Source organism: Escherichia coli DSM 30083 = JCM 1649 = ATCC 11775 (assembly GCF_003697165.2).
GTDB lineage: Bacteria > Pseudomonadota > Gammaproteobacteria > Enterobacterales > Enterobacteriaceae > Escherichia > Escherichia coli.
This window is the reverse complement of the sequence record NZ_CP033092.2, coordinates 601,522-622,548: the sequence shown is the minus strand read 5'-3', so window position 1 is coordinate 622,548 and position 21,027 is coordinate 601,522. Positions and strand designations below refer to the sequence as shown.

The following is a 21,027-nucleotide window of genomic DNA, read 5'->3' as shown; positions in this document are numbered from 1 at the left end:
TAAATCAAGAAAATGCCAGGAACGGAGAAACACAAAGCAACAAACCAGTGACGATAATCAGGTACAGAGACATCCCTTTGTATTTGTGCAATGCCGGTACTTTGTAAACCAGCCACGCCGGGATCAGGCACCCTACCATGCCGAAAATCGGGCTACAGATAGAGGTGAAGCTCAACACCGGGGCGTTCAGTACGATGGCGCTCCAGGCCAGCAAAATGGCGAAAATCATGATGCCGCGCTGAACGAGATTTTCGTTAATCTTCTCGGCAGGTATCTTGCGACGCAGGATGTTCATTACGATCCCTTGCGTTGCTTCGCGAAAGCCTAAATAGACGCCAAAGAATGCAGTCATTACAGCAAAGATATTGAGAATGACGCTGACCACTTTCACCCACGCTGCGCCATCACCGCTAATAAACTGTGCGGCAATCGCCAGCGCGGAAATATTCTGCTCGTAGGCTTTTACCGCTTCGTCATGTCCCATCGCCAGCGTGAACGACACGGCGTAGAAAAAGACGGTGACAAACAAAATACCAAACGCGATATTCATTGCCCGCAATGCTTTATGCCGCGCCACTTCAATTGATTTTTCCCGCGAACGATAAGAGATCACCATCGGGCTTAACGTCTGGATAAACAGAATCGACGTCAGGGTAAACGGCAGCGTAATAATGGCGTTTTTCACCAGCAGCCCCAGCGGCGGTAGCGAACCGACGTTATACAGATGCCACATTCCCACCATCGACACGCCCAGCGCCGCGACCACCAGCAGCTTGGTCAGCACCATGCCGGTCGAAATTTTGAATAACAATTTCTCGCCGCGTGAGGAGATCGCCACCAGAATGCAAATCAGTACCAGACCATAAAAGGGACTGTCTGACAGCAACCCTTCCGTCACGCCGAAGGTATGCAGGTAGGAAGCACTATCGTTGGTGATGGCGGTGGAATAGACGAACATCCAAATCACCAGCATTACGAAATAGAGTGCACCTAACAGGATGCCCCAGTTTTTACCTAAATAACCGCTGATGACGCTCGGGTAATCTTTACACTCCGGTGATTCTGCCAGCGTATTAATAAACAACCGCTGAAACAGATACATTGCCGGGTAACCAATCACCGATGAGAGCAAAAATACCCATAATCCCATCAAACCGACCTGCACCGGGAGAAAAACAATCCCCGCGCCAATCGCCATCCCGATACTCATAATCACCCAGCCGGTGTCAGTACTGTCGAATTTGATCGCTTCTCGCCACTCGCTCTCACTCATTCCAGCACGACCCGCCGGGGTCGAAGCGTCTGCAATGACGCCTTTATTCGATGCAATTTCCATAATTTCTCGCTCAATATTTTGTAGGGCTTATTATTTTTTTCCGAGCCGCATCAAGGCGATATGCGGTCTACGTTTTTGCAGGCGAGTTATTAGAATAAAGAAATGATACGCGCGAGGTCAGAGAAAATCTTCACAATCAAGACTTTGAAATAACGGAGATGGATAAGAATTTTCTACTAAATTAATCGCAAGAGAATATTCATTCTCTATTTGCGGCAGATCACAAAAAAAAGGTGCACATTTGTGCACCCAAGGATGAAAGCTGACAGCAATGTCAGCCGCAGACCACTTTAATAGCCAGTCCTCCGCGTGATGTTTCGCGGTATTTATCGTTCATATCTTTGCCGGTTTCATACATCGTCTCGATCACTTTATCGAGTGAAACACGCGGTGCCGAGGTGCGGCGCATCGCCATCCGCGCGGCGTTTACTGCTTTCACGGCATTAATGGCATTACGTTCAATGCACGGGATTTGTACCTGTCCGGCAACCGGATCGCAGGTCAGCCCAAGGTTATGCTCCATCGCGATTTCCGCCGCATTGCATACCTGCGCCGGACTGCCGCCCAGTAGTTCAGTTAACCCTGCCGCCGCCATTGAACAGGCCACGCCAATCTCCCCCTGACAGCCGACTTCCGCGCCAGAGATGGAGGCGTTCATTTTATACAGCGCGCCAATTGCCCCCGCTGCCAGAAAATAGCGGGCAATTGACCGCTCATTTACCGGACGACGGAACTTATCGTAATAAGCCAGCACTGCCGGAATAATGCCGCACGCACCGTTAGTCGGTGCCGTTACCACGCGCCCGCCAGCTGCGTTTTCTTCACTAACCGCCAGCGCGTACATGTTGATCCAGTCGATGACATTCATCGGATCGTTAGAGATGTTATCGCTGGAAACCAGTTGACGACGCAGCGCTACGGCACGGCGCGGCACATTGAGCGGACCAGGCAGCACGCCTTCAGTATTCATTCCACGTTCAATACCGTCATGCATCACTTGCCAGATACGGGCAAACCCTGCGTCAATTTCCGCTTTACTGCGCAGCGCCAGCTCGTTGTGCATCATCAGGCCAGATATAGACAGGCCGTTGTAATCACACATTTTCAGCAGTTCACCTGCTGAGTGGAAATCGTAAGGTACGGGTGTTTCGACATCGTGCGACAGGCCGAAGTGTTCTTCTTCGACAATAAACCCGCCGCCGACAGAGTAATAGGTTTTGCTTAATAGTTCTTCCTGTCCCTTCCAGGCAGTGATCCGCATTCCGTTCTCATGGCGAGGCAACATTTCGGGATGGAAGATAATGTTCTTTGCTACAGGAAAATCAACAATATGCGCGCCAGAAGCCACCGGCAACCGCCCGCTGCGCGTCACTAACTCTATAAATGCAGGGATCTCATCAATGACAACATCCTGCGGACTGTTTCCTGCCAGTCCCATGATGATGGCGACATCCGTGGCATGGCCTTTGCCCGTCAGTGACAACGACCCGTACAGATCGACCACAATATGGCTCGTCGCGGTTAATAAGCCGCTACTTTCCAGCCGATCAATAAAACTTTTTCCGGCATTCATTGGCCCCACAGTATGCGAACTGGAGGGACCAATCCCAATTTTGAAAATATCGAATGCACTAATCATATCCACACCCTCGGATTGCCGTTCAGTAAAGTGGAGCGGAACGACCTTGCGACCGTCCCGCTCACGAGGCCTTACGCACTACGTACTGCGATGGCTTCAATTTCCAACTTCACATCTTTCGGCAAACGCGCGACCTGCACACAGCTCCGGGTCGGGTAGGTCGCCTGATGTTCATCGAAGAACTGCTTATAGACTTCATTGATGGTGGCAAAATCATTCAGATCGGTGATGAACACGGTCATCTTGATGATATCGCCCACACTCAGCCCGGCAGCAACCACGATCGCTTTGACGTTTTCGAGGCTTAAACGCGCCTGATCTTGCACATCAGCCGGGATCTCACCGGTCTGTGGGCAAACCGGAATTTGCCCGGAGGTGAAGACCATGCTGCCTAAATCAACGCCCTGAACATAAGGGCCGATTGCGCCTGGGGCACGTTGCGTTTCGATAATCTTTTTCATACATCCTCCGGCGTCAGAGCGCCTGGGTAAAGGTACGTGAAATAACATCCTGTTGCTGTTCACGGGTCAGTGCGTTAAAGCGCACGGCGTAGCCAGAGACACGGATTGTCAGGTTAGGATATTTTTCCGGGTGCTCGATGGCATCCAGCAGCATTTCCCGATTCATTACGTTGACGTTGAGGTGTTGACCGCCTTCGACATCCGCTTCGTGGTGGAAATACCCATCCAGCAGGCCGACAAGGTTCGTTTTACGTATCGGATCTTCTTTGCCCAGCGCCGCAGGGACGATGGAGAAGGTGTACGAGATCCCATCTTTGGCGTAGGTGAATGGCAGTTTCGCCACCGACGTCAATGAGGCTACGGCGCCTTTGCGATCACGACCGTGCATCGGGTTAGCGCCCGGCGCGAACGGTGTTCCGGCGCGGCGACCGTCCGGCGTGTTCCCGGTTTTCTGACCGTACACCACGTTAGAGGTGATAGTCAGAATCGATTGGGTCGGCACAGCATTGCGATAGGTTGGCAAAGCTTTAATTTTCTTCATAAAGCGTTCAACCAGATCGCAGGCAATGCTGTCTACGCGCTCGTCGTTGTTGCCATACTGCGGATATTCGCCGTCAATCTCGAAATCCACCGCCAGGCCGTTTTCATCACGGATTGGTTTCACACGAGCATATTTGATGGCAGACAGGGAGTCCGTTGCCACCGACAGGCCCGCGATGCCGCACGCCATGGTGCGATAGACATCACGATCATGTAGCGCCATCAGCGAAGCTTCGTAGCTGTACTTGTCGTGCATGTAGTGAATGATATTCAGCGCGCTGATGTACTGTACCGCCAGCCAGTCCATGAAGTGGTCGAGGCTATCCATCACTTTGTCGTAGTCCAGCACGTCATCCATCAACGGAGCCGTTTTCGGGCCAACCTGAATCTTCAGCTTCTCGTCCATTCCGCCGTTGATTGCGTACAGTAGCGTTTTCGCCAGGTTAGCGCGTGCTCCAAAGAACTGCATTTGCTTACCAATCACCATTGGGCTGACGCAACAGGCAATCGCGTAATCGTCGCTATTGAAGTCAGTACGCATCAGATCGTCGTTTTCATACTGCAAAGAGGATGTGACGATAGACACCTGCGCGGCATATTTTTTGAAGGCAATCGGCAAGGCTTCCGACCACAGAATAGTCAGGTTAGGTTCCGGTGCAGGCCCCATAGTGTGCAGGGTGTGCAAATAGCGGAAGGAGTTTTTGGTCACCAGGGTTCGACCGTCCAGCCCCATCCCGCCGATCACTTCCGTCGCCCAGATCGGGTCGCCGGAGAACAGCGAATCAAATTCCGGCGTACGCAAGAAGCGCACCATACGGATCTTCATGATGAAGTGGTCGATCAGTTCCTGTGCCTGCTGCTCATTGAGTACGCCTGCTTTAAAGTCGCGCTCAATGTAGATATCGAGGAACGATGCCGTGCGCCCCAGCGACATCGCGCCGCCGTTTTGCGATTTCACTGCCGCCAGGTAAGCGAAGTAGAGCCACTGCACGGCTTCTTGTGCATTCTGCGCCGGACGGGAGATATCAAAGCCATATTTCGCCGCCATTTCCTGAATCTGTAACAGCGCACGGCGATGTTCTGCCAGTTCCTCACGCAGACGAATGGTGGCTTCAAGATCTTCGCCTTTTTCCAGACGGGACTGGAGATCGGCAAACTGCAGTTCGCGTTCACGTACCAGATAACTGATGCCGTACAGTGCCACACGGCGATAGTCACCGATGATACGCCCACGACCATAACCATCTGGTAAACCGGTCAGTACACCAGATTTACGGCAGCGCAGCATATCCGGTGAGTAAACATCAAATACGCCCTGGTTATGGGTTTTACGCAGATCGGTAAAGATGTATTCAAATTCGCTATCCATTTCACGACCATACGCGTGGAATGAACTTCTAATCATATTAATGCCGCCGAACGGATGCAGCGCACGCTTTAATGGCGCATCCGTTTGCAGACCCACTATTTTTTCCAGCGGCTGGTCAATATATCCTGCATCATGAGCGGTAATTGTGGTGGCAATATTGGTATCGAAATCCAATGGCGCGTGAGTCGCATTTTCGATACGGATGCCTTCCATGACTTTTTCCCACAATTCCGTGGTGGCAGGCGTCGCTTCGGCGAGAAAAGATTCATCGCCTTCATAAGGTGTATAGTTATGTTGAATAAAATCGCGGACATTAATTTCGTTTTTCCAGTCCGTACCTTTAAAGCCAAGCCATGCGTCGGCGTACAGCTTATCGCTGGTATCAATATCTACCTTCATGAAAAATAATCTCTCTACAATACTTCAACTAAATTATGCAAATTCTGCGGGCGCGTTCACTTTGCCTAAATGAATGGCATCCAAAGCAATCATTTTTTCTTCATTAGTCGGAATTACGGCGCAAATGACACGCGCATTTTCACTGGAAACAATTCGCTCTCCAAAAGAGTTAGAGCGATTATTCATTTCTGTATCAATCTCTACGCCTAATACAGCTAAATGTTCCATGACCAGACGACGAATTAAACTTGAATTCTCTCCTATTCCGCCGGTGAATATAATTCCATCCAGGCGATGTAATGAAGCAGCGTGTCCGGCAATATGACGGGCAATTCGGTGAACAAAGGTTTTAATTGCCAGTTGCGCGCGTTCGTGACCTTCATGCCAGGCTTTTTCCAGAACACGTAAATCCGAAGAAAGGCCGGAAATACCTAATAATCCCGACTCTTTATTCACTACGCGTTCCAGGTCCCCCAGGCTCTGGTTGGTTTGGCTGGCGACCCAGGACATCGCCCCGAAGTCGACATCACCACTGCGGGTACCCATCATCAAGCCTTCCAGCGGCGTCATTCCCATGGAAGTGTCAACACTCTGACCGTTGCGAACCGCGCAGATTGACGCGCCATTGCCAAGATGCGCCACAACCAGGCCGGAGTCATCTTCCGCCAGATTCAGCAGAGAATGCGCGCGCTGGGAAACATAGCGGTGCGACGTGCCGTGGAAACCATAACGGCGTACACCTAACTCTTCATAATATTTCCACGGCAGGCCGTATAAATAAGCTTCCGGAGCCATCGTCTGGTGGAAACTGGTATCAAATACCGCCACCTGAGTTACGCCCGGGAATAATTGCTGCGCCGATTCAATACCACTTAAATTGGCGTAATTATGCAGGGGTGCCAGTGGAGAAACGCGACGGATATTATCAATGACTTCATCGGTAATAATGGCGGACTCGGTAAAAATACTGCCGCCGTGAGCGATGCGGTGGCCAATTAAGGCCACATTGTCATTTAAATTCCGTTTTTCCAGTTCAAATGCAATTGCCTTCAATGCACCTTCGTAGCTGTGGTGAGCCAGCGGTGCTGGCTCTCCCCCATTTACGGATAAGAATGCATTTTCCGAGTTAATACCGTCGGCAATACCTGACATTAATACTTCACAGTCGCTGGCATTGAGTACGGAAAACTTAATCGAAGACGAACCACAGTTAATAACCAAAACAACCGGAAATTCATTCATCTCTTTTCTCATCCTGAGTTACGGATTAAAACAGTTTGTATACGATGTTCAGGATGGTCAGCAGACCAATCACGGTAACAAACACGTTATCCAGACGACCACGGTATTTCGCCAGAGACGGCGCTTTACGGATGGCATACATCGGCAACAGGCACAGCAGTGATGCGATAATCGGTGCGCCCATGGCTTCAATCAGGTCGAGGATGTTCGGGTTGGCGTAGGCAACAACCCAGGTGGAGCCCATAATGAAAATCATGCTGATAGTATTCAGTTTACCCAGCGACACTTTGGTTTTGTCACCTTTATAACCGAACTTCAGAATCAAACCATTCAGCCCTTCCAGCGTCCCCAGATAGTGACCGAAGAAAGATTTGAAAATAGCCACGAGTGCGATGATGGAAGCGGCATATTCCAGTGTAATCGCAAGCGTTGTTTTGGTACCGGTCATGGACGCAAAGTGGTTAGCCAGATAAGAAAGCACTGGAATATTCTGCGCTTTCGCTTCAGCCATATTCGCCGGAGACAGCGTAAACAGGCAGCTAAAGGCAAAGAACATCACCACTGCAACCATCAGCATACTGGCGCGAGAGATGATTTGTGAACATTTACGCTCGGTGAAGTCGCGACCAAAATCTTTCTCGTACTCTTCACGTTTAGAAACAACGAAGGAAGAGACGATTGGCGAGAAGTTAAAGGAGAAAACCATGATGGAAATCCCCAGCCAGACGGTGATCAGGATACCGTCATGACCAGTTAACGACAGCGAACCGAGGTCAACCTGGTCGATAACTGCAGAGTTCCAGTAAGGGATCAGCGAAAGAGAAATCAGCACCAGGCTGGCGATAAACGGCCATACCAGATAGCTCATCACTTTAACCATCAGATCCTTACCAAACCAGATGACGAAAGCCATCAGCAGCAACAGGAACAGCGCCACAAAGCCGCGATTCAGCGGTGCAAAGCCGAGCTGGTTTTCCCAGAACGTCATAAAGGTATTGGTAATGGTAACGCCATAAATCCACAACAGTGGGCAAATCGCGAAGAAGTACAGGAACGTGATAACCACGCCGCCAGTTTTACCAAAATGCTCTTCCACCGTTTCCGTAATGTTGCCGGAAGGGTTAGAGCCAGAAAGACACAGACGCGCCAGTGCCCGGTGGCAATAAAACGCGATGGGGTATGCTAATACCAACATCAGAAGAATCGGGATCAGTCCGCCAAAACCTGCGCGGATAGGGAAGAACAGCACCCCGGCGCCGATTGCCGTACCAAACAAGCCTAACGTCCATGTGGTATCTGATTTACGCCAGGACGATTGTTTTGTCTGGCTGGATACAATGCTATCTGAAGTACTCATATCCTATCCTCAACGAATTAATTAAGCGTCAACGAAACCGGTGATTTGAGAGACGCGAGAAAGATCGATATTGCCGCCGGAAATAATACTGACGGTTTTTCTGTTTTGAATATATTGGTCTAATTTACCGCTTAATAATGCAGCACATGCCAGAGCGCCTGCGCCTTCGGTGACGACTTTATTGCGCTGAATTAAGGCAATCATACTGTTTCTGATTTCGTCTTCGCTGACCAGCACGATGTCATCGACTAATTCACGAACGATTTCGTAAGTTAAATTACCCGGGCGGGAGACATCACAACCATCCGCCAGGGTGCCGGTAGTTCGGTGCGTAGTTATTTCTCCGGAGTGGAAAGAAGCCGCCATGCCGTGAACGTTTTCAGACTGTACGCCAATAACACGGATGGTCGGGTTGATAGATTTAATTGCCACCGCAATACCAGCAATTAAACCGCCGCCGCCAATTGGCACAATCACGTTATCGACATCATAGAGATCTTCCATAATTTCCAGACCAATCGTTCCCTGGCCAGCAATCACTTTCGGATCATCGTAAGGTGGGATAAAAATACGGCCTTCCATTTCGACAATTTCGCTCACTTTAGCAATAGTGTCGTTGAAGTTATCACCATGCAAAACGACTTCTGCGGAGTAGTCGCACGTTGCCGCGACTTTGGATTTCGGCGCACCTTTTGGCATCACCACTTTACCGTCAATACCCAGCATCGCGCAGGAGAGCGAAACCCCTTGCGCATGGTTGCCCGCAGAGCAGGCCACTACACCTTTACGTTTTTCCGCATCAGTCAGTGAACTTAATTTATTAAATGCGCCACGAATTTTAAATGAACCGGTACGCTGCATGTTTTCGAATTTGAGGAATATTTCACCTTTGCAACGTTCACTAAAATAGTTGGAGCGAGGCATACCTGTTTTATAAATTCGCCCAGCCAGTCGTTGTTTTGCTTCAATGATGTCATCAATAGCAACCGGGAGATCGTATGTAATATGCATTATAAAACCTCTTAGCCTGAATTAAATATGTAGGTAACCGACACCTGCAAAACAGACAGGTGGATTATTTATGTTTAAATTAAAACAAATAACTAATCAACTTCAATTAATTGCCTTCGTCTACACCCATTATAAGATGAATACTCTTTGGCTAATTCCACCAAAACCGATGCTGCTTTTTTAATACGATAATTTTTCGACCATACCGCGGCATATTGTGCCACAGGTAATGTTTCTTCAACCGGAATAGTAATAAATTGATTAGAACCAAAAGGTGATGTCATATCACAAGGAATTACAGTTAAGAAATCAGCATTGAGAACAAGATTATAAATTGTCACGACTGAGTCGGTTTTAACGATGTTTTCAATACTGATGCCATTTCTTTGTAACGTAGTAAGTAGTTCGCTGTAGTACCCCATAGTGGTTTGTGGCAACACCCACTGTTCGTTCTTCAACGACTCCAGCGTGGTGGTGCCGGTGCATGTTCGGGACTTACTGGCTACCAGCACAAACTCGGACTCGAACAGCGGCTCAACATGTAAATCCTGAAGCTTCATTTCTGCGCTTAACGTACCAATCGCAAAATCCAGTCGGCCGTCGCGGATTGCCGGTAAGAACGAAGACAGTTGCGCTTCATACATAGAAACCTGCGCTTTCGGGAACACCTCTTTGAACTTGTTGATCATCCCTGACATAAAAGTAAAACCAATCAATGAAGGAAAACCAAATGAGACTTCCACCACCGCCTCAGAAGACATACCGCTTATCTCATTAACCATATTTTTCATTTCACGGGTAATGGATTCGGAACGGGAGAGTAACAATTGACCGGCAGGTGTTAATGTTACACCGGTATTTTTCCGCACCACTAACTCCACACCAAAATAATCTTCAATATCGTTAATGATTTTACTGACGGCCGGTTGAGTTAACCCTAACTCTTTTGCAGCCGAGCCGATAGAACCACTTCTAATAACTTCCTGAAAGACTACCAGGTGCTGCATTTTCGGAAGAAGAATAGTGCTCATAACGACCTACGTTAATTACCTCATTGACGGCATGAAGTGTATCAAAATGAAATGAACAGGATATGTGCGACCACTCACAAATTAACTTTCAATACTTTCCATGGCATCGTTACCAAAATTAAATACCCTTAAGTATCAACAAGTTAAAGTATGAAAAATCAGCATAAACCCTGATTTTTGTCAAAAAAAATGACGGGGATAACCATATTTTATGGCGATAACATCATTCTTTATGTGGTTAATACAAAAAAGGGGCTGAGACTATATTTCAAGCAATTACCGGATAATTACCAGGCAAAATTTGAGTTAAATTTAATGAGTAAGTTCTCAAATTTTATTATAAACAAACCATTTTCAGCGATAAATAATGCGGCACGTCACATTTTTTCACGCTATTTGTTGGAGAACAAACATTTATTTTATCAATATTTTAAAATTTCGAATACAGGTATTGATCATCTCGAACAATTGATTAACGTCAACCTTTTCTCTTCTGGCAGGACGTCATTTTGTGAATGCAATCGTTTTCCATAAATTCTTCTCCCCTCATAGGCAACGAATAGCATTTTGTGTTGAGGATCACAAAACGAATAATTGCTGGTCGCCGCGATAAGGTCAGACGAAGACAACAAGGGGGATTCTCACTGTGCTTTACATCAGCGTAGGCCATAGAATGTTGCTTCGTTGACTGTAATGCCGGGTAAATGAGCATTTTTTGATAGTGCGAAAGAACCCTGCGAGGAAAATAAGCATCTATTATTGTTTGTCATGATGACAGGCAGGCATCAATGAAAGGCTTCTCAATTGCACATATTTTTCACCCTTCAATCCCGTCAATGCACGCAGTGGTTAACAATCACAATAGAAATATTGATTATTGGACGGTAAAAATTTAGGTTATAACGCCCAAATGATTCAACGATCGGACAATACCTGCGAACTTACAATTAATGAGAGAAATATACGTATAATTACGACCTTTTAAATGCAATATAGACTTAATAACTTCTTACAAAGTCTGTTATTAATACCGTAGATATTCATCTTACCCTGTGCACCAAAAGCAAAAACCCGCCGAAGCGGGTTTTTACGTAAATCAGGTGAAACTGACCGATAAGCCGGGTTCTGTCGTGGACAGTCATTCATCTAGGCCAGCAATCGCTCACTGGCTCAAGCAGCCTACCCGGGTTCAGTACGGGCCGTACCTTATGAACCCCTATTTGGCCTTGCTCCGGGTGGAGTTTACCGTGCCACGGACTGTTACCAGCCGCGCGGTGCGCTCTTACCGCACCCTTTCACCCTTACCTGATCCCGCTTACGCGGGCCATCGGCGGTTTGCTCTCTGTTGCACTGGTCGTGGGTTTCCCCCCCAGGCGTTACCTGGCACCCTGCCCTATGGAGCCCGGACTTTCCTCCCCTCCGCCCGTCTCCCCCGAAGAGGACGACGACGAAGCGGCGACTGTCTGGTCAGCTTCGGCGCGCAGTATAGAGGGTTTGCGCGCCCTTGTCACCCCGCGTTGCGCATTCCAATCGCCAGTGTCGCGGCGATATTACGTGAAGCACGGCAGATATTGTCATAAGCTCCGCGGAATGCTTCGTCTAACGTACCAATGCTGGTCAGTACGCTGAAGACCGCATCAATGCCATGCTGATGTACAACGCCAACATCATTGGTCAGGCTACCCGCAATGCCAATCACCGGTTTATGGTACTTCTTCGCCACGTTTGCGACACCAATCGGTACCTTGCCGTGAATACTCTGGCTATCAATACGCCCTTCACCAGTGATCACCAGCGTACAATCGTGAATATGTTCCTCCAGATTCAGCGCCGTAGTGACGATTTCAATACCACTTTTCAGTTCTGCACCAAGAAACGCCATCAGCGCCGCGCCCATACCGCCCGCAGCTCCTGCGCCGGGGACATCTTTCACATCAACATGCAGCGCTTTTTTAATGACATCGGCATAGTGAGAGAGGTTATTATCCAGCTCGACAATCATCGCCTCACTGGCTCCCTTTTGTGGGCCAAAGATGCGCGAAGCACCACTGTCGCCGACTAACGGGTTGGTGACATCACAAGCGACGCGGATGACACAATCTTTTAAGCGCGGATCGAGACCGGAAATATCAATATCATTCAGAGTATTAAGACTACCGCCGCCAAAACCAATTTCATTGCCGTTGGCATCGCATAATTTCGCCCCCAGCGCCTGTACCATGCCTGCGCCGCCGTCGTTGGTGGCGCTGCCGCCAATGCCGATAATAATGTTTGTCGCACCGCTCTCCAGCGCCTGCAGGATTAACTCACCAGTACCGCGTGAAGTGGTCACGAGTGGATCGCGTTTTTCCGCAGGTACCAGTTCCAGCCCACTGGCCGCCGCCATTTCGATAAACGCGGTTTTGCCATCGCCGGAGATCCCCCAACTGGCATTCACTTTCTCGCCCAGCGGCCCTGTAACCCAGGCGTGACGTTCAGCCCCCTGGGTGGCTGCAATCATCGCTTCCACCGTTCCTTCACCACCGTCGGCAACCGGAACAGAAACATACTGTGCATCAGGAAAAATTTCCCGAAATCCTTTTTCTATCGCCTGCGCAACCTCGCTGGCAGATAAACTTTCTTTATAAGAGTCTGGGGCGATTACGATTTTCATACCTATGCCTGTTACCACATGACGCCGGAGGGCGTTTCTCTTATTCGGCCTGGATTCCAGGCCCGGATTGCAATACGCCATCCGGGCACGACGTCATTAGCGAGTAACTTCGACTTTCGCCAGTTTTTCGTAGTAGCACGCCAGGGCGCTATGATCCGCCATTCCTAAACCATCTGCACGCAGTGCCTGCATCATCTCCATAACCGCAGCTGTGAGCGGCAGTTGCGCGCCGACGCCGTGAGAAGTATCCAGCGCATTCGCCAGATCCTTAATATGCAGATCAATACGGAAGCCCGGTTTGAAGTTGCGGTCCATCACCATCGGCGCTTTGGCATCCAGCACGGTACTGCCCGCCAGCCCACCGCGAATTGCCTGATACACCAGATCCGGGTTAACGCCCGCTTTGGTTGCCAGCGTTAACGCTTCTGACATCGCAGCAATATTCAGCGCCACAATGACCTGATTTGCCAGTTTGGTGACGTTACCTGCACCGATTTCCCCGGTATGCACCACGGAACCCGCCATCGCTTTCATCAAATCATAGTATTTGTCGAAAATAGCCTTGTCGCCGCCCACCATCACTGACAGCGTACCGTCGATGGCTTTCGGTTCACCGCCGCTCACCGGGGCGTCCAGCATATCAATGCCTTTCGCTTTCAGCGCTTCGCTGATTTCACGGCTTGCCAGCGGTGCGATCGAACTCATATCGATCAATACCGTACCTGGCTTCGCGCCTTCAATAATGCCATTCTCACCCAGCGCCACCTCTTTCACATGAGGGGAGTTTGGCAGCATGGTGATGATGACGTCGCACTGTTCAGCGATCGCTTTAGCCGTAGAGGCTGTTTCTGCACCGGCAGCAATCACGTCAGCGATAGCTTCTGGGTTACGGTCAGCAACCACCAGCGAGTAACCTGCTTTCAAAAGGTTTTTACTCATTGGTTTACCCATAATCCCAAGGCCAATAAAACCAACTTTCATAGTCATATCAATCATCTCTCTTATTGCGGTGGTGGTTATTTTTTAAAGGTATCAGCCAGTTTCTGAGTGGCAGAGCGGAAGACGCCGAGATCGCTGCCGACGGCCACAAACGTCGCGCCCCATTCCAGATAACGACGCGCATCAGCCTCGACTGGTGCGAGGATGCCGCTGGGTTTGCCGTGCGCGCTGGCACGGTTAAAAATGTGCTGAATTGCTTTTTGTACATCCGGATGCGAGGCATTGCCGAGATGGCCTAATGCCGCAGCCAGATCGCTGGGGCCGACGAAGATGCCGTCTACACCTTCGGTAGCGGCAATAGCATCGACGTTATCTACGCCCTGCTGACTTTCTATCTGGACCAGAATAGTGATGTTCTTGTTCGACTGAGCGAAATAATCCGCCACGGTGCCAAACATATTGGCGCGGTGAGAAACGGAGACGCCGCGAATGCCTTCCGGTGGGTAACGAGTTGATGCCACCGCCTGCTCTGCTTCCTCTTTTGTTTCTACAAAAGGAATCAGGAAGTTATAGAAACCGATATCCAGAAGACGCTTAATAATTACCGGCTCGTTGGTCGGCACTCGCACTACTGGCGCGCTGGCGCTGCCTTTCAGGGCCATTAACTGCGGAATAAACGTGGAGATATCGTTTGGCGCATGTTCACCATCCAGCACCAGCCAGTCAAACCCAGCCAAACCAAGAACTTCAGTGCTAATCGGGTTAGAGAGAGCTGACCAGCAACCAATTTGTACCTGTTTCGCAGCCAGTGCGGCTTTGAATTTATTCGGGAAAACATCGTTATTCATCGCTTATACCTTTGCTTATTTCTGCAATTCCATACGTTTAATGTCGCCGACTACGAAGAGGTAGCAGACCATCGCCATCAGCGCTGAACATCCCACAAAAACCAGTGCTGCATTGAAGGAGTGCAGTTCACTTACCAGGTAGCCAATCACCAGTGGAGTGACAATGGAGGCAACATTGCCAAAGACGTTAAAGACGCCGCCGCAGAGGCCAACAATCTCTTTCGGCGCGGTGTCAGAAATCACTGGCCAGCCCAGCGCACCAAATCCTTTACCAAAGAAAGCCAGCGCCATCAGCATGACCACCAGCGTGGTGTTGTTGGTGTAGTTACATAAGATGATGGTGGAAGCCAGCAACATTCCCAGCACAATTGGTAGCTTACGAGCCAGGGTCAGGGACAAACCGCGTTTGATCAGATAATCCGAGAAGACACCTCCCAGCACGCCGCCCGCAAAGCCACACAGTGCCGGAATCGAGGCGACCAGACCCACTTTCAGAATCGACATGCCTTTTTCCTGCACCAGATAAATTGGGAACCAGGTGAGGAAGAACCAGGTGATGGTGTTGATAAAATATTGTCCGAAAAATACGCCCAGCATCATGCGGTTAGAGAGCAATTGCTTGATGTAATGCAGTTTGGGTCCGCTTGCTGCCGCACTGCCCGGCTTTTTGTGGTCCATATCGACCACCGCGCCATTTTCCGAGATAAACTTCAGCTCTTCCGCAGACATACGTGGGTGATCTGTCGGATTATGAATCAACTTGATCCACAGCGCCGTCAGCACAAAACCAATCACCCCCATAACGGTAAAGACGTGCTCCCAGCCCCAGGCGAAAGTCAGCCAGCCAAGCAGCGGCGAAAAGAGCGCCAACGAGAAATATTGCGCCGAGTTAAAGATGGCGGAGGCAGTACCACGTTCTTTCGTCGGGAACCAGGCGGCGACAATACGGGCGTTCGCCGGGAATGATGGCGCTTCCGAGAACCCCAGCATAAATCGCATAAAGAACATGGAGATCCCAGCCCAGGCCAGCGGAAACATATCGACAAAGCCTTGCAGGAAGGTGAACAGCGACCAGAAAAAGAGGCTGTAAGTGTAAACTTTCTTCGAGCCAAACTTATCAAGCAGCCAGCCGCCGGGAATTTGCATCAGCAAGTAGGCCCAGCCAAAAGCAGAGAAGATGTAACCCATCGAAACCGCACTTAACTGCAACTCTTTTGCCACTTCGGTACCAGCAATAGACAGTGTTGCACGATCGGCGTAGTTAACGGCGGTAACAATAAAAATAATCAGTAATATTAAATAGCGGGTATGCACGCCTTTCTTTTTTTCGTCAACGGTGTCCAGCATCATTTTATTTACCTCGGGTACTTATGCTGATTTTTATTATTATGGGGAAGGTGTTATTTATGAGTTTCATTTATGCCGTTACGACAATGAACTCGGGAATTAGTATAAGCAGCGCGAGAATAATAATCATTGTGCAAATGCTAATTTAATTAATACTATTTAAATATTATTTTGAGCATATGCACATAAGGTTGCGCGCTAAAGCACAGATTTGCGCTTTACCTTGCCGGGAGGTACTGCAATCCCTGAAATGATTGACATTGATCACATTTCTGCATTTAAACTCCTGACATTCTTATTTCACCCAATGAAGTTATTTATTTTTAAATGAGACCAGGTCCTCATTTTAATAGTCCCTGGCTGGAGAATATTGCACAATGGCCAACATCGAAATCAGACAAGAAACGCCAACTGCGTTTTATATAAAAGTTCACGACACAGATAATGTGGCAATTATTGTTAATGATAATGGCCTGAAAGCAGGAACGCGTTTTCCGGATGGGCTGGAATTAATTGAACATATTCCCCAGGGGCATAAAGTCGCATTGCTGGACATTCCGGCTAATGGTGAAATTATTCGTTATGGCGAGGTGATTGGTTACGCCGTGCGCGCAATCCCACGCGGAAGCTGGATCGACGAATCAATGGTTGTACTACCGGAAGCGCCGCCGTTACATACACTGCCACTGGCAACCAAAGTCCCGGAACCCTTACCGCCGCTGGAAGGATACACCTTTGAGGGCTATCGCAATGCCGATGGCAGCGTGGGCACCAAAAACCTGCTCGGCATCACCACCAGCGTCCACTGTGTGGCAGGCGTGGTGGACTACGTAGTAAAAATCATTGAACGCGATCTGCTACCGAAATACCCGAACGTCGATGGCGTGGTGGGGCTGAATCATTTGTACGGTTGTGGCGTGGCGATTAACGCACCCGCGGCAGTTGTACCTATTCGTACCATTCACAATATTTCGCTGAACCCTAACTTTGGCGGCGAAGTAATGGTGATTGGTCTGGGTTGTGAAAAGTTGCAGCCTGAACGCCTACTGACTGGAACGGATGATGTGCAAGCTATTCCAGTAGAAAGCGCCAGCATTGTCAGTTTGCAGGATGAAAAGCATGTCGGTTTTCAGTCCATGGTCGAGGATATTTTGCAGGTCGCCGAATGCCATCTACAAAAACTGAATCAACGTCAGCGAGAAACCTGTCCGGCTTCAGAACTGGTTGTCGGCATGCAGTGCGGTGGCAGCGATGCGTTTTCTGGCGTAACGGCAAACCCGGCGGTTGGGTATGCGTCTGATCTATTGGTGCGCTGCGGCGCAACGGTGATGTTTTCAGAAGTCACAGAAGTGCGTGACGCGATACATCTGCTGACACCACGCGCAGTGAACGAAGAGGTCGGCAAACGGCTGCTGGAGGAGATGGAGTGGTACGATAACTATCTCAATATGGGAAAAACCGATCGCAGCGCCAACCCTTCGCCGGGGAACAAGAAAGGCGGTCTGGCAAATGTGGTGGAGAAGGCACTCGGCTCCATTGCTAAATCGGGTAAAAGTGCAATTGTTGAAGTGCTGTCGCCCGGCCAACGCCCGACTAAACGCGGATTAATTTACGCCGCGACGCCAGCCAGCGATTTTGTCTGTGGCACGCAACAGGTGGCTTCGGGTATCACCGTGCAAGTGTTTACGACCGGTCGTGGTACGCCGTACGGCCTGATGGCGGTACCCGTCATTAAAATGGCGACCCGCACCGAGCTGGCGAACCGCTGGTTTGATTTAATGGATATTAACGCGGGCACTATCGCTACCGGCGAAGAAACCATTGAAGAAGTGGGCTGGAAGTTGTTCCACTTTATTCTCGACGTCGCCAGCGGGAAGAAGAAAACTTTCTCGGATCAATGGGGACTGCATAACCAGCTGGCGGTGTTTAACCCGGCACCGGTGACCTGATAATTCAATTCGTATTATGCCCGATAGCACACGTTTATCGGGCATATTGAGTCACAGCGAAGACGCGTGATCCCCGACCAGAATCACTTCAACCCCAGCCTTTCTCAGTCCTTCCAGACTATCCGAAGGAATGCCTTCATCAACAATGATCATGTCGATACGTTGAGTATCAATGATCTTATGTAAACTAGAACGATTGAACTTACTGGAATCGGTGACCACGATGATCCGTTCCGCAACTTCGCACATCCGACGGTTTAAACGGGCTTCATCTTCATTATGCGTGCTGACGCCGCGCTCCAGATCGATCGCATCTACACCAAGAAACAGCATATCGAAGTGGTAATTTTGCAGCGATTGCTCAGCCTGATCACCGTAAAAAGATTGCGACTGACGGCGCAAATGCCCCCCGGTCATCAGCAGCTCAACGCCTTCCGCTTCCAGCAACGCATTAGCCACGTTCATACCGTTGGTCATCGCAATTACGTCGGTGTGCTTGCGCATCAGACGAGCAATCTCAAAAGTGGTGGTCCCGGAGTCGAGGATCACCCGATGACCAGGCTGAATCAACTCAACGGCAGCTTTCGCAACGCTGCGTTTCATCGCGGTGTTCAGCGCGCTTTTATCTTCCACTGATGGCTCGACTGACGGCGTTGTGCTATCGCAGATCAACGCGCCACCATAGGCACGCACAGCGATCCCCTGCTTTTCCAGAAACGCCAGATCGTTGCGGATCGTCACAGTAGATACACCATACAACGCCGATAGATCATTAACTTGCACACTTCCTTGCTGGCGCAGGCGTTGAATGATCTGCTCTCGTCGCTCACTGGTGCCTGTCACTCGCTTCTCACCTGAAGCGTCGGTATTACTCATAGTAAGTCCTTTCGTAAAACTTTCGTTTCATTTCGTTTTGCCTATTAACGCCTTTCTATTAAGCAAATGCAAGCCCACCTTACCCATTGGCGCAAGCTACTCTCGTTTCAGTGGCTTTCATTATGTTTCTTTTGTGAATCAGATCAGAAAACTATTATCTTTCGTTTTATTTTTATCTCACCATGACGCAGTATCAACTGAAACAAAACGAAAGATTAATGTCGCAGTAATCTGAACTGGAGAGGAAAGTGAAACATCTGACAGAAATGGTGAGACAGCACAAAGCGGGCAAAACAAATGGGATTTATGCCGTTTGTTCCGCACATCCGCTGGTGCTGGAAGCTGCAATCCGCTACGCCAGTGCAAACCAAACGCCGTTACTGATTGAAGCAACCTCCAATCAGGTGGACCAGTTCGGCGGTTATACCGGAATGACGCCCGCCGATTTTCGCGGCTTTGTTTGTCAGCTCGCCGACTCGTTGAATTTCCCGCAGGATGCGCTGATTCTGGGTGGTGACCATCTGGGGCCAAACCGCTGGCAAAACCTGCCTGCCGCTCAGGCAATGGCCAATGCCGATGATTTGATTAAAAGCTACGTGGCGGCAGGATTCAAAAAAATTCACCTTGATTGCAGCATGTCCTGTCAGGACGATCCGATTCCCTTAACTGATGACATCGTGGCTGAACGCGCCGCCCGTCTGGCGAAAGTGGCGGAAGAAACCTGTCGTGAACACTTTGGCGAAGCCGATCTGGAGTATGTCATTGGTACCGAAGTGCCGGTACCTGGCGGCGCGCATGAAACCTTAAGCGAGCTGGCGGTCACCACGCCGGATGCCGCCCGCGCCACGCTGGAAGCCCATCGTCACGCCTTTGAAAAGCAGGGTCTGAATGCCATCTGGCCACGCATCATTGCCCTGGTGGTTCAACCCGGCGTCGAATTCGATCACACCAACGTTATTGATTATCAGCCAGCCAAAGCCGCTGCCTTAAGCCAGATGGTCGAAAACTACGAAACGCTGATTTTCGAAGCGCACTCTACCGATTATCAAACGCCGCAATCGCTGCGCCAGCTGGTGATTGACCACTTTGCCATTCTGAAAGTTGGCCCGGCGCTGACCTTCGCCCTGCGTGAAGCTCTGTTCTCTCTGGCGGCGATTGAAGAAGAACTGGTGCCAGCAAAAGCCTGTTCTGGTCTGCGTCAGGTGCTGGAAAACGTGATGCTCGACCGCCCGGAATACTGGCAAAGCCACTACCACGGTGACGGCAACGCGCGTCGTCTGGCGCGTGGTTATAGCTACTCGGATCGCGTGCGCTATTACTGGCCGGACAGCCAGATTGATGACGCTTTCGCTCATCTGGTTCGTAATCTGGCGGATTCACCAATTCCGCTGCCGCTGATCAGTCAGTATCTGCCGCTGCAGTACGTGAAAGTTCGCTCCGGCGAGCTGCAGCCAACGCCACGGGAACTCATTATCAACCATATTCAGGACATCCTGGCGCAGTACCACACAGCCTGTGAAGGCCAATAAGCAAAACAAAGAGGAACACGCTATGCCAAATATTGTTTTAAGTCGGATTGATGAACGCTTGATTCACGGTCAGGTCGGCGTTCAGTGGGTCGGATTTGCGGGGGCAAATCTGGTGCTGGTAGCCAACGACGAGGTTGCCGAAGATCTGGTACAACAAAACCTGATGGAAATGGTACTGGCAGAAGGGATCGCCGTACGTTTCTGGACGTTGCAAAAAGTCATCGATAACATTCATCGCGCCGCCGATCGACAGAAAATCCTGCTGGTTTGTAAAACACCGGCCGATTTCCTGACGCTGGTGAAAGGTGGCGTTCCGGTGAATCGCATTAACGTTGGCAATATGCACTACGCCAATGGCAAGCAACAAATCGCCAAAACGGTTTCTGTGGATGCGGGTGATATCGCAGCATTTAACGACCTGAAAGCCGCTGGGGTGGAATGCTTCGTTCAGGGCGTCCCGACAGAGCCTGCAGTGGACCTCTTTAAATTACTTTGAGGGAT

The 21,027-nt window shown here is 49.8% G+C and carries 17 protein-coding genes, 1 other RNA gene and 2 pseudogenes; 6 read left to right on the top strand and 14 right to left on the bottom strand.

Translation table 11 applies throughout. From position 1 onward, the window contains the following. Nucleotides 1-4: 4 nt before the first annotated feature. The 8 genes from cyuP to tdcA all read right to left on the bottom strand — a co-directional run bounded on the left by cyuP (nucleotide 5) and on the right by tdcA (nucleotide 10,385). Entirely contained in the window at nucleotides 5-1,336 is a 1,332-nt protein-coding gene (gene cyuP, locus EAS44_RS03855) for an amino acid permease (RefSeq protein ID WP_000401593.1), read from the bottom strand. Nucleotides 1,337-1,610: 274 nt separating this feature from the next. Further along, nucleotides 1,611-2,975, bottom strand: a complete 1,365-nt coding sequence (gene tdcG / locus EAS44_RS03850; protein ID WP_000622122.1) for an L-serine ammonia-lyase — start codon at nucleotides 2,973-2,975, stop codon at nucleotides 1,611-1,613. A 71-nt stretch (nucleotides 2,976-3,046) separates the two neighbouring features. After that, nucleotides 3,047-3,436: an enamine/imine deaminase gene (gene tdcF / locus EAS44_RS03845; RefSeq protein WP_000719990.1), complete on the bottom strand. Its 390-nt coding sequence runs from the start codon at nucleotides 3,434-3,436 to the stop codon at nucleotides 3,047-3,049. Nucleotides 3,437-3,449: 13 nt separating this feature from the next. Continuing rightward, nucleotides 3,450-5,744, bottom strand: coding sequence for a 2-ketobutyrate formate-lyase/pyruvate formate-lyase (tdcE, locus tag EAS44_RS03840; RefSeq protein WP_000861709.1), 2,295 nt, complete (start codon nucleotides 5,742-5,744; stop codon nucleotides 3,450-3,452). A gap of 33 nt (nucleotides 5,745-5,777) precedes the next feature. Then, complete coding sequence (gene tdcD / locus EAS44_RS03835; RefSeq protein WP_001298325.1) at nucleotides 5,778-6,986, bottom strand: propionate kinase; 1,209 nt, start codon at nucleotides 6,984-6,986, stop codon at nucleotides 5,778-5,780. Between the two features lie 25 nt (nucleotides 6,987-7,011). Further along, nucleotides 7,012-8,343 carry a threonine/serine transporter TdcC gene (gene tdcC / locus EAS44_RS03830; protein WP_000107724.1) on the bottom strand — a complete coding sequence of 444 codons (1,332 nt, stop codon included), beginning with the start codon at nucleotides 8,341-8,343 and terminating at the stop codon, nucleotides 7,012-7,014. Nucleotides 8,344-8,364: 21 nt separating this feature from the next. Continuing rightward, complete coding sequence (gene tdcB, locus EAS44_RS03825) at nucleotides 8,365-9,354, bottom strand: bifunctional threonine ammonia-lyase/L-serine ammonia-lyase TdcB (protein ID WP_000548347.1); 990 nt, start codon at nucleotides 9,352-9,354, stop codon at nucleotides 8,365-8,367. Nucleotides 9,355-9,446: 92 nt separating this feature from the next. After that, complete coding sequence (gene tdcA / locus EAS44_RS03820; RefSeq protein ID WP_029130949.1) at nucleotides 9,447-10,385, bottom strand: transcriptional regulator TdcA; 939 nt, start codon at nucleotides 10,383-10,385, stop codon at nucleotides 9,447-9,449. A 315-nt stretch (nucleotides 10,386-10,700) separates the two neighbouring features. Here tdcA and tdcR point away from each other — a divergent pair, with 315 nt between their 5' ends. The 3 genes and pseudogenes from tdcR to EAS44_RS25500 form a co-directional block, all read left to right on the top strand. After that, nucleotides 10,701-10,919, top strand: coding sequence for a transcriptional activator TdcR (gene tdcR / locus EAS44_RS25325; RefSeq protein WP_064752234.1), 219 nt, complete (start codon nucleotides 10,701-10,703; stop codon nucleotides 10,917-10,919). Between the two features lie 254 nt (nucleotides 10,920-11,173). After that, nucleotides 11,174-11,275, top strand: a pseudogene (locus EAS44_RS25505) (hypothetical protein); the annotation flags it as partial. 2 nt (nucleotides 11,276-11,277) lie between these two features. Next, nucleotides 11,278-11,340 (top strand): annotated as a pseudogene (locus EAS44_RS25500) (hypothetical protein); the annotation flags it as partial. 143 nt (nucleotides 11,341-11,483) lie between these two features. Here the strand turns inward: EAS44_RS25500 and rnpB are convergent. The 5 genes from rnpB to garP form a co-directional block, all read right to left on the bottom strand. Next, nucleotides 11,484-11,860, bottom strand: an RNA gene (gene rnpB / locus EAS44_RS03810) — RNase P RNA component class A. A gap of 32 nt (nucleotides 11,861-11,892) precedes the next feature. Beyond that, entirely contained in the window at nucleotides 11,893-13,038 is a 1,146-nt protein-coding gene (gene garK / locus EAS44_RS03805) for a glycerate 2-kinase (protein WP_001298324.1), read from the bottom strand. A 96-nt stretch (nucleotides 13,039-13,134) separates the two neighbouring features. Then, a complete protein-coding gene (gene garR, locus EAS44_RS03800) occupies nucleotides 13,135-14,025 on the bottom strand; it encodes a 2-hydroxy-3-oxopropionate reductase (protein ID WP_001363040.1) in 891 nt (296 codons plus the stop codon). A gap of 29 nt (nucleotides 14,026-14,054) precedes the next feature. Beyond that, nucleotides 14,055-14,825, bottom strand: a complete 771-nt coding sequence (garL, locus tag EAS44_RS03795) for a 2-dehydro-3-deoxyglucarate aldolase (protein WP_001058227.1) — start codon at nucleotides 14,823-14,825, stop codon at nucleotides 14,055-14,057. Between the two features lie 15 nt (nucleotides 14,826-14,840). Beyond that, nucleotides 14,841-16,175 carry a galactarate/glucarate/glycerate transporter GarP gene (gene garP, locus EAS44_RS03790; protein WP_000979025.1) on the bottom strand — a complete coding sequence of 445 codons (1,335 nt, stop codon included), beginning with the start codon at nucleotides 16,173-16,175 and terminating at the stop codon, nucleotides 14,841-14,843. A gap of 374 nt (nucleotides 16,176-16,549) precedes the next feature. Between garP and garD the strand changes: the two genes are divergently transcribed. Then, nucleotides 16,550-18,121 (top strand): galactarate dehydratase, encoded by a 1,572-nt coding sequence (gene garD / locus EAS44_RS03785; protein ID WP_001273755.1) that lies wholly within the window; start codon nucleotides 16,550-16,552, stop codon nucleotides 18,119-18,121. A gap of 51 nt (nucleotides 18,122-18,172) precedes the next feature. Here the strand turns inward: garD and agaR are convergent, their stop codons facing one another. Beyond that, entirely contained in the window at nucleotides 18,173-18,997 is an 825-nt protein-coding gene (agaR, locus tag EAS44_RS03780) for an aga operon transcriptional regulator AgaR (RefSeq protein WP_000072191.1), read from the bottom strand. Between the two features lie 248 nt (nucleotides 18,998-19,245). Here agaR and kbaZ point away from each other — a divergent pair, with 248 nt between their 5' ends. Continuing rightward, nucleotides 19,246-20,526 (top strand): tagatose-bisphosphate aldolase subunit KbaZ, encoded by a 1,281-nt coding sequence (gene kbaZ, locus EAS44_RS03775; protein WP_000681931.1) that lies wholly within the window; start codon nucleotides 19,246-19,248, stop codon nucleotides 20,524-20,526. 22 nt (nucleotides 20,527-20,548) lie between these two features. Continuing rightward, nucleotides 20,549-21,022, top strand: a complete 474-nt coding sequence (agaV, locus tag EAS44_RS03770) for a PTS N-acetylgalactosamine transporter subunit IIB (RefSeq protein ID WP_001298322.1) — start codon at nucleotides 20,549-20,551, stop codon at nucleotides 21,020-21,022. Nucleotides 21,023-21,027 lie beyond the last annotated feature (5 nt).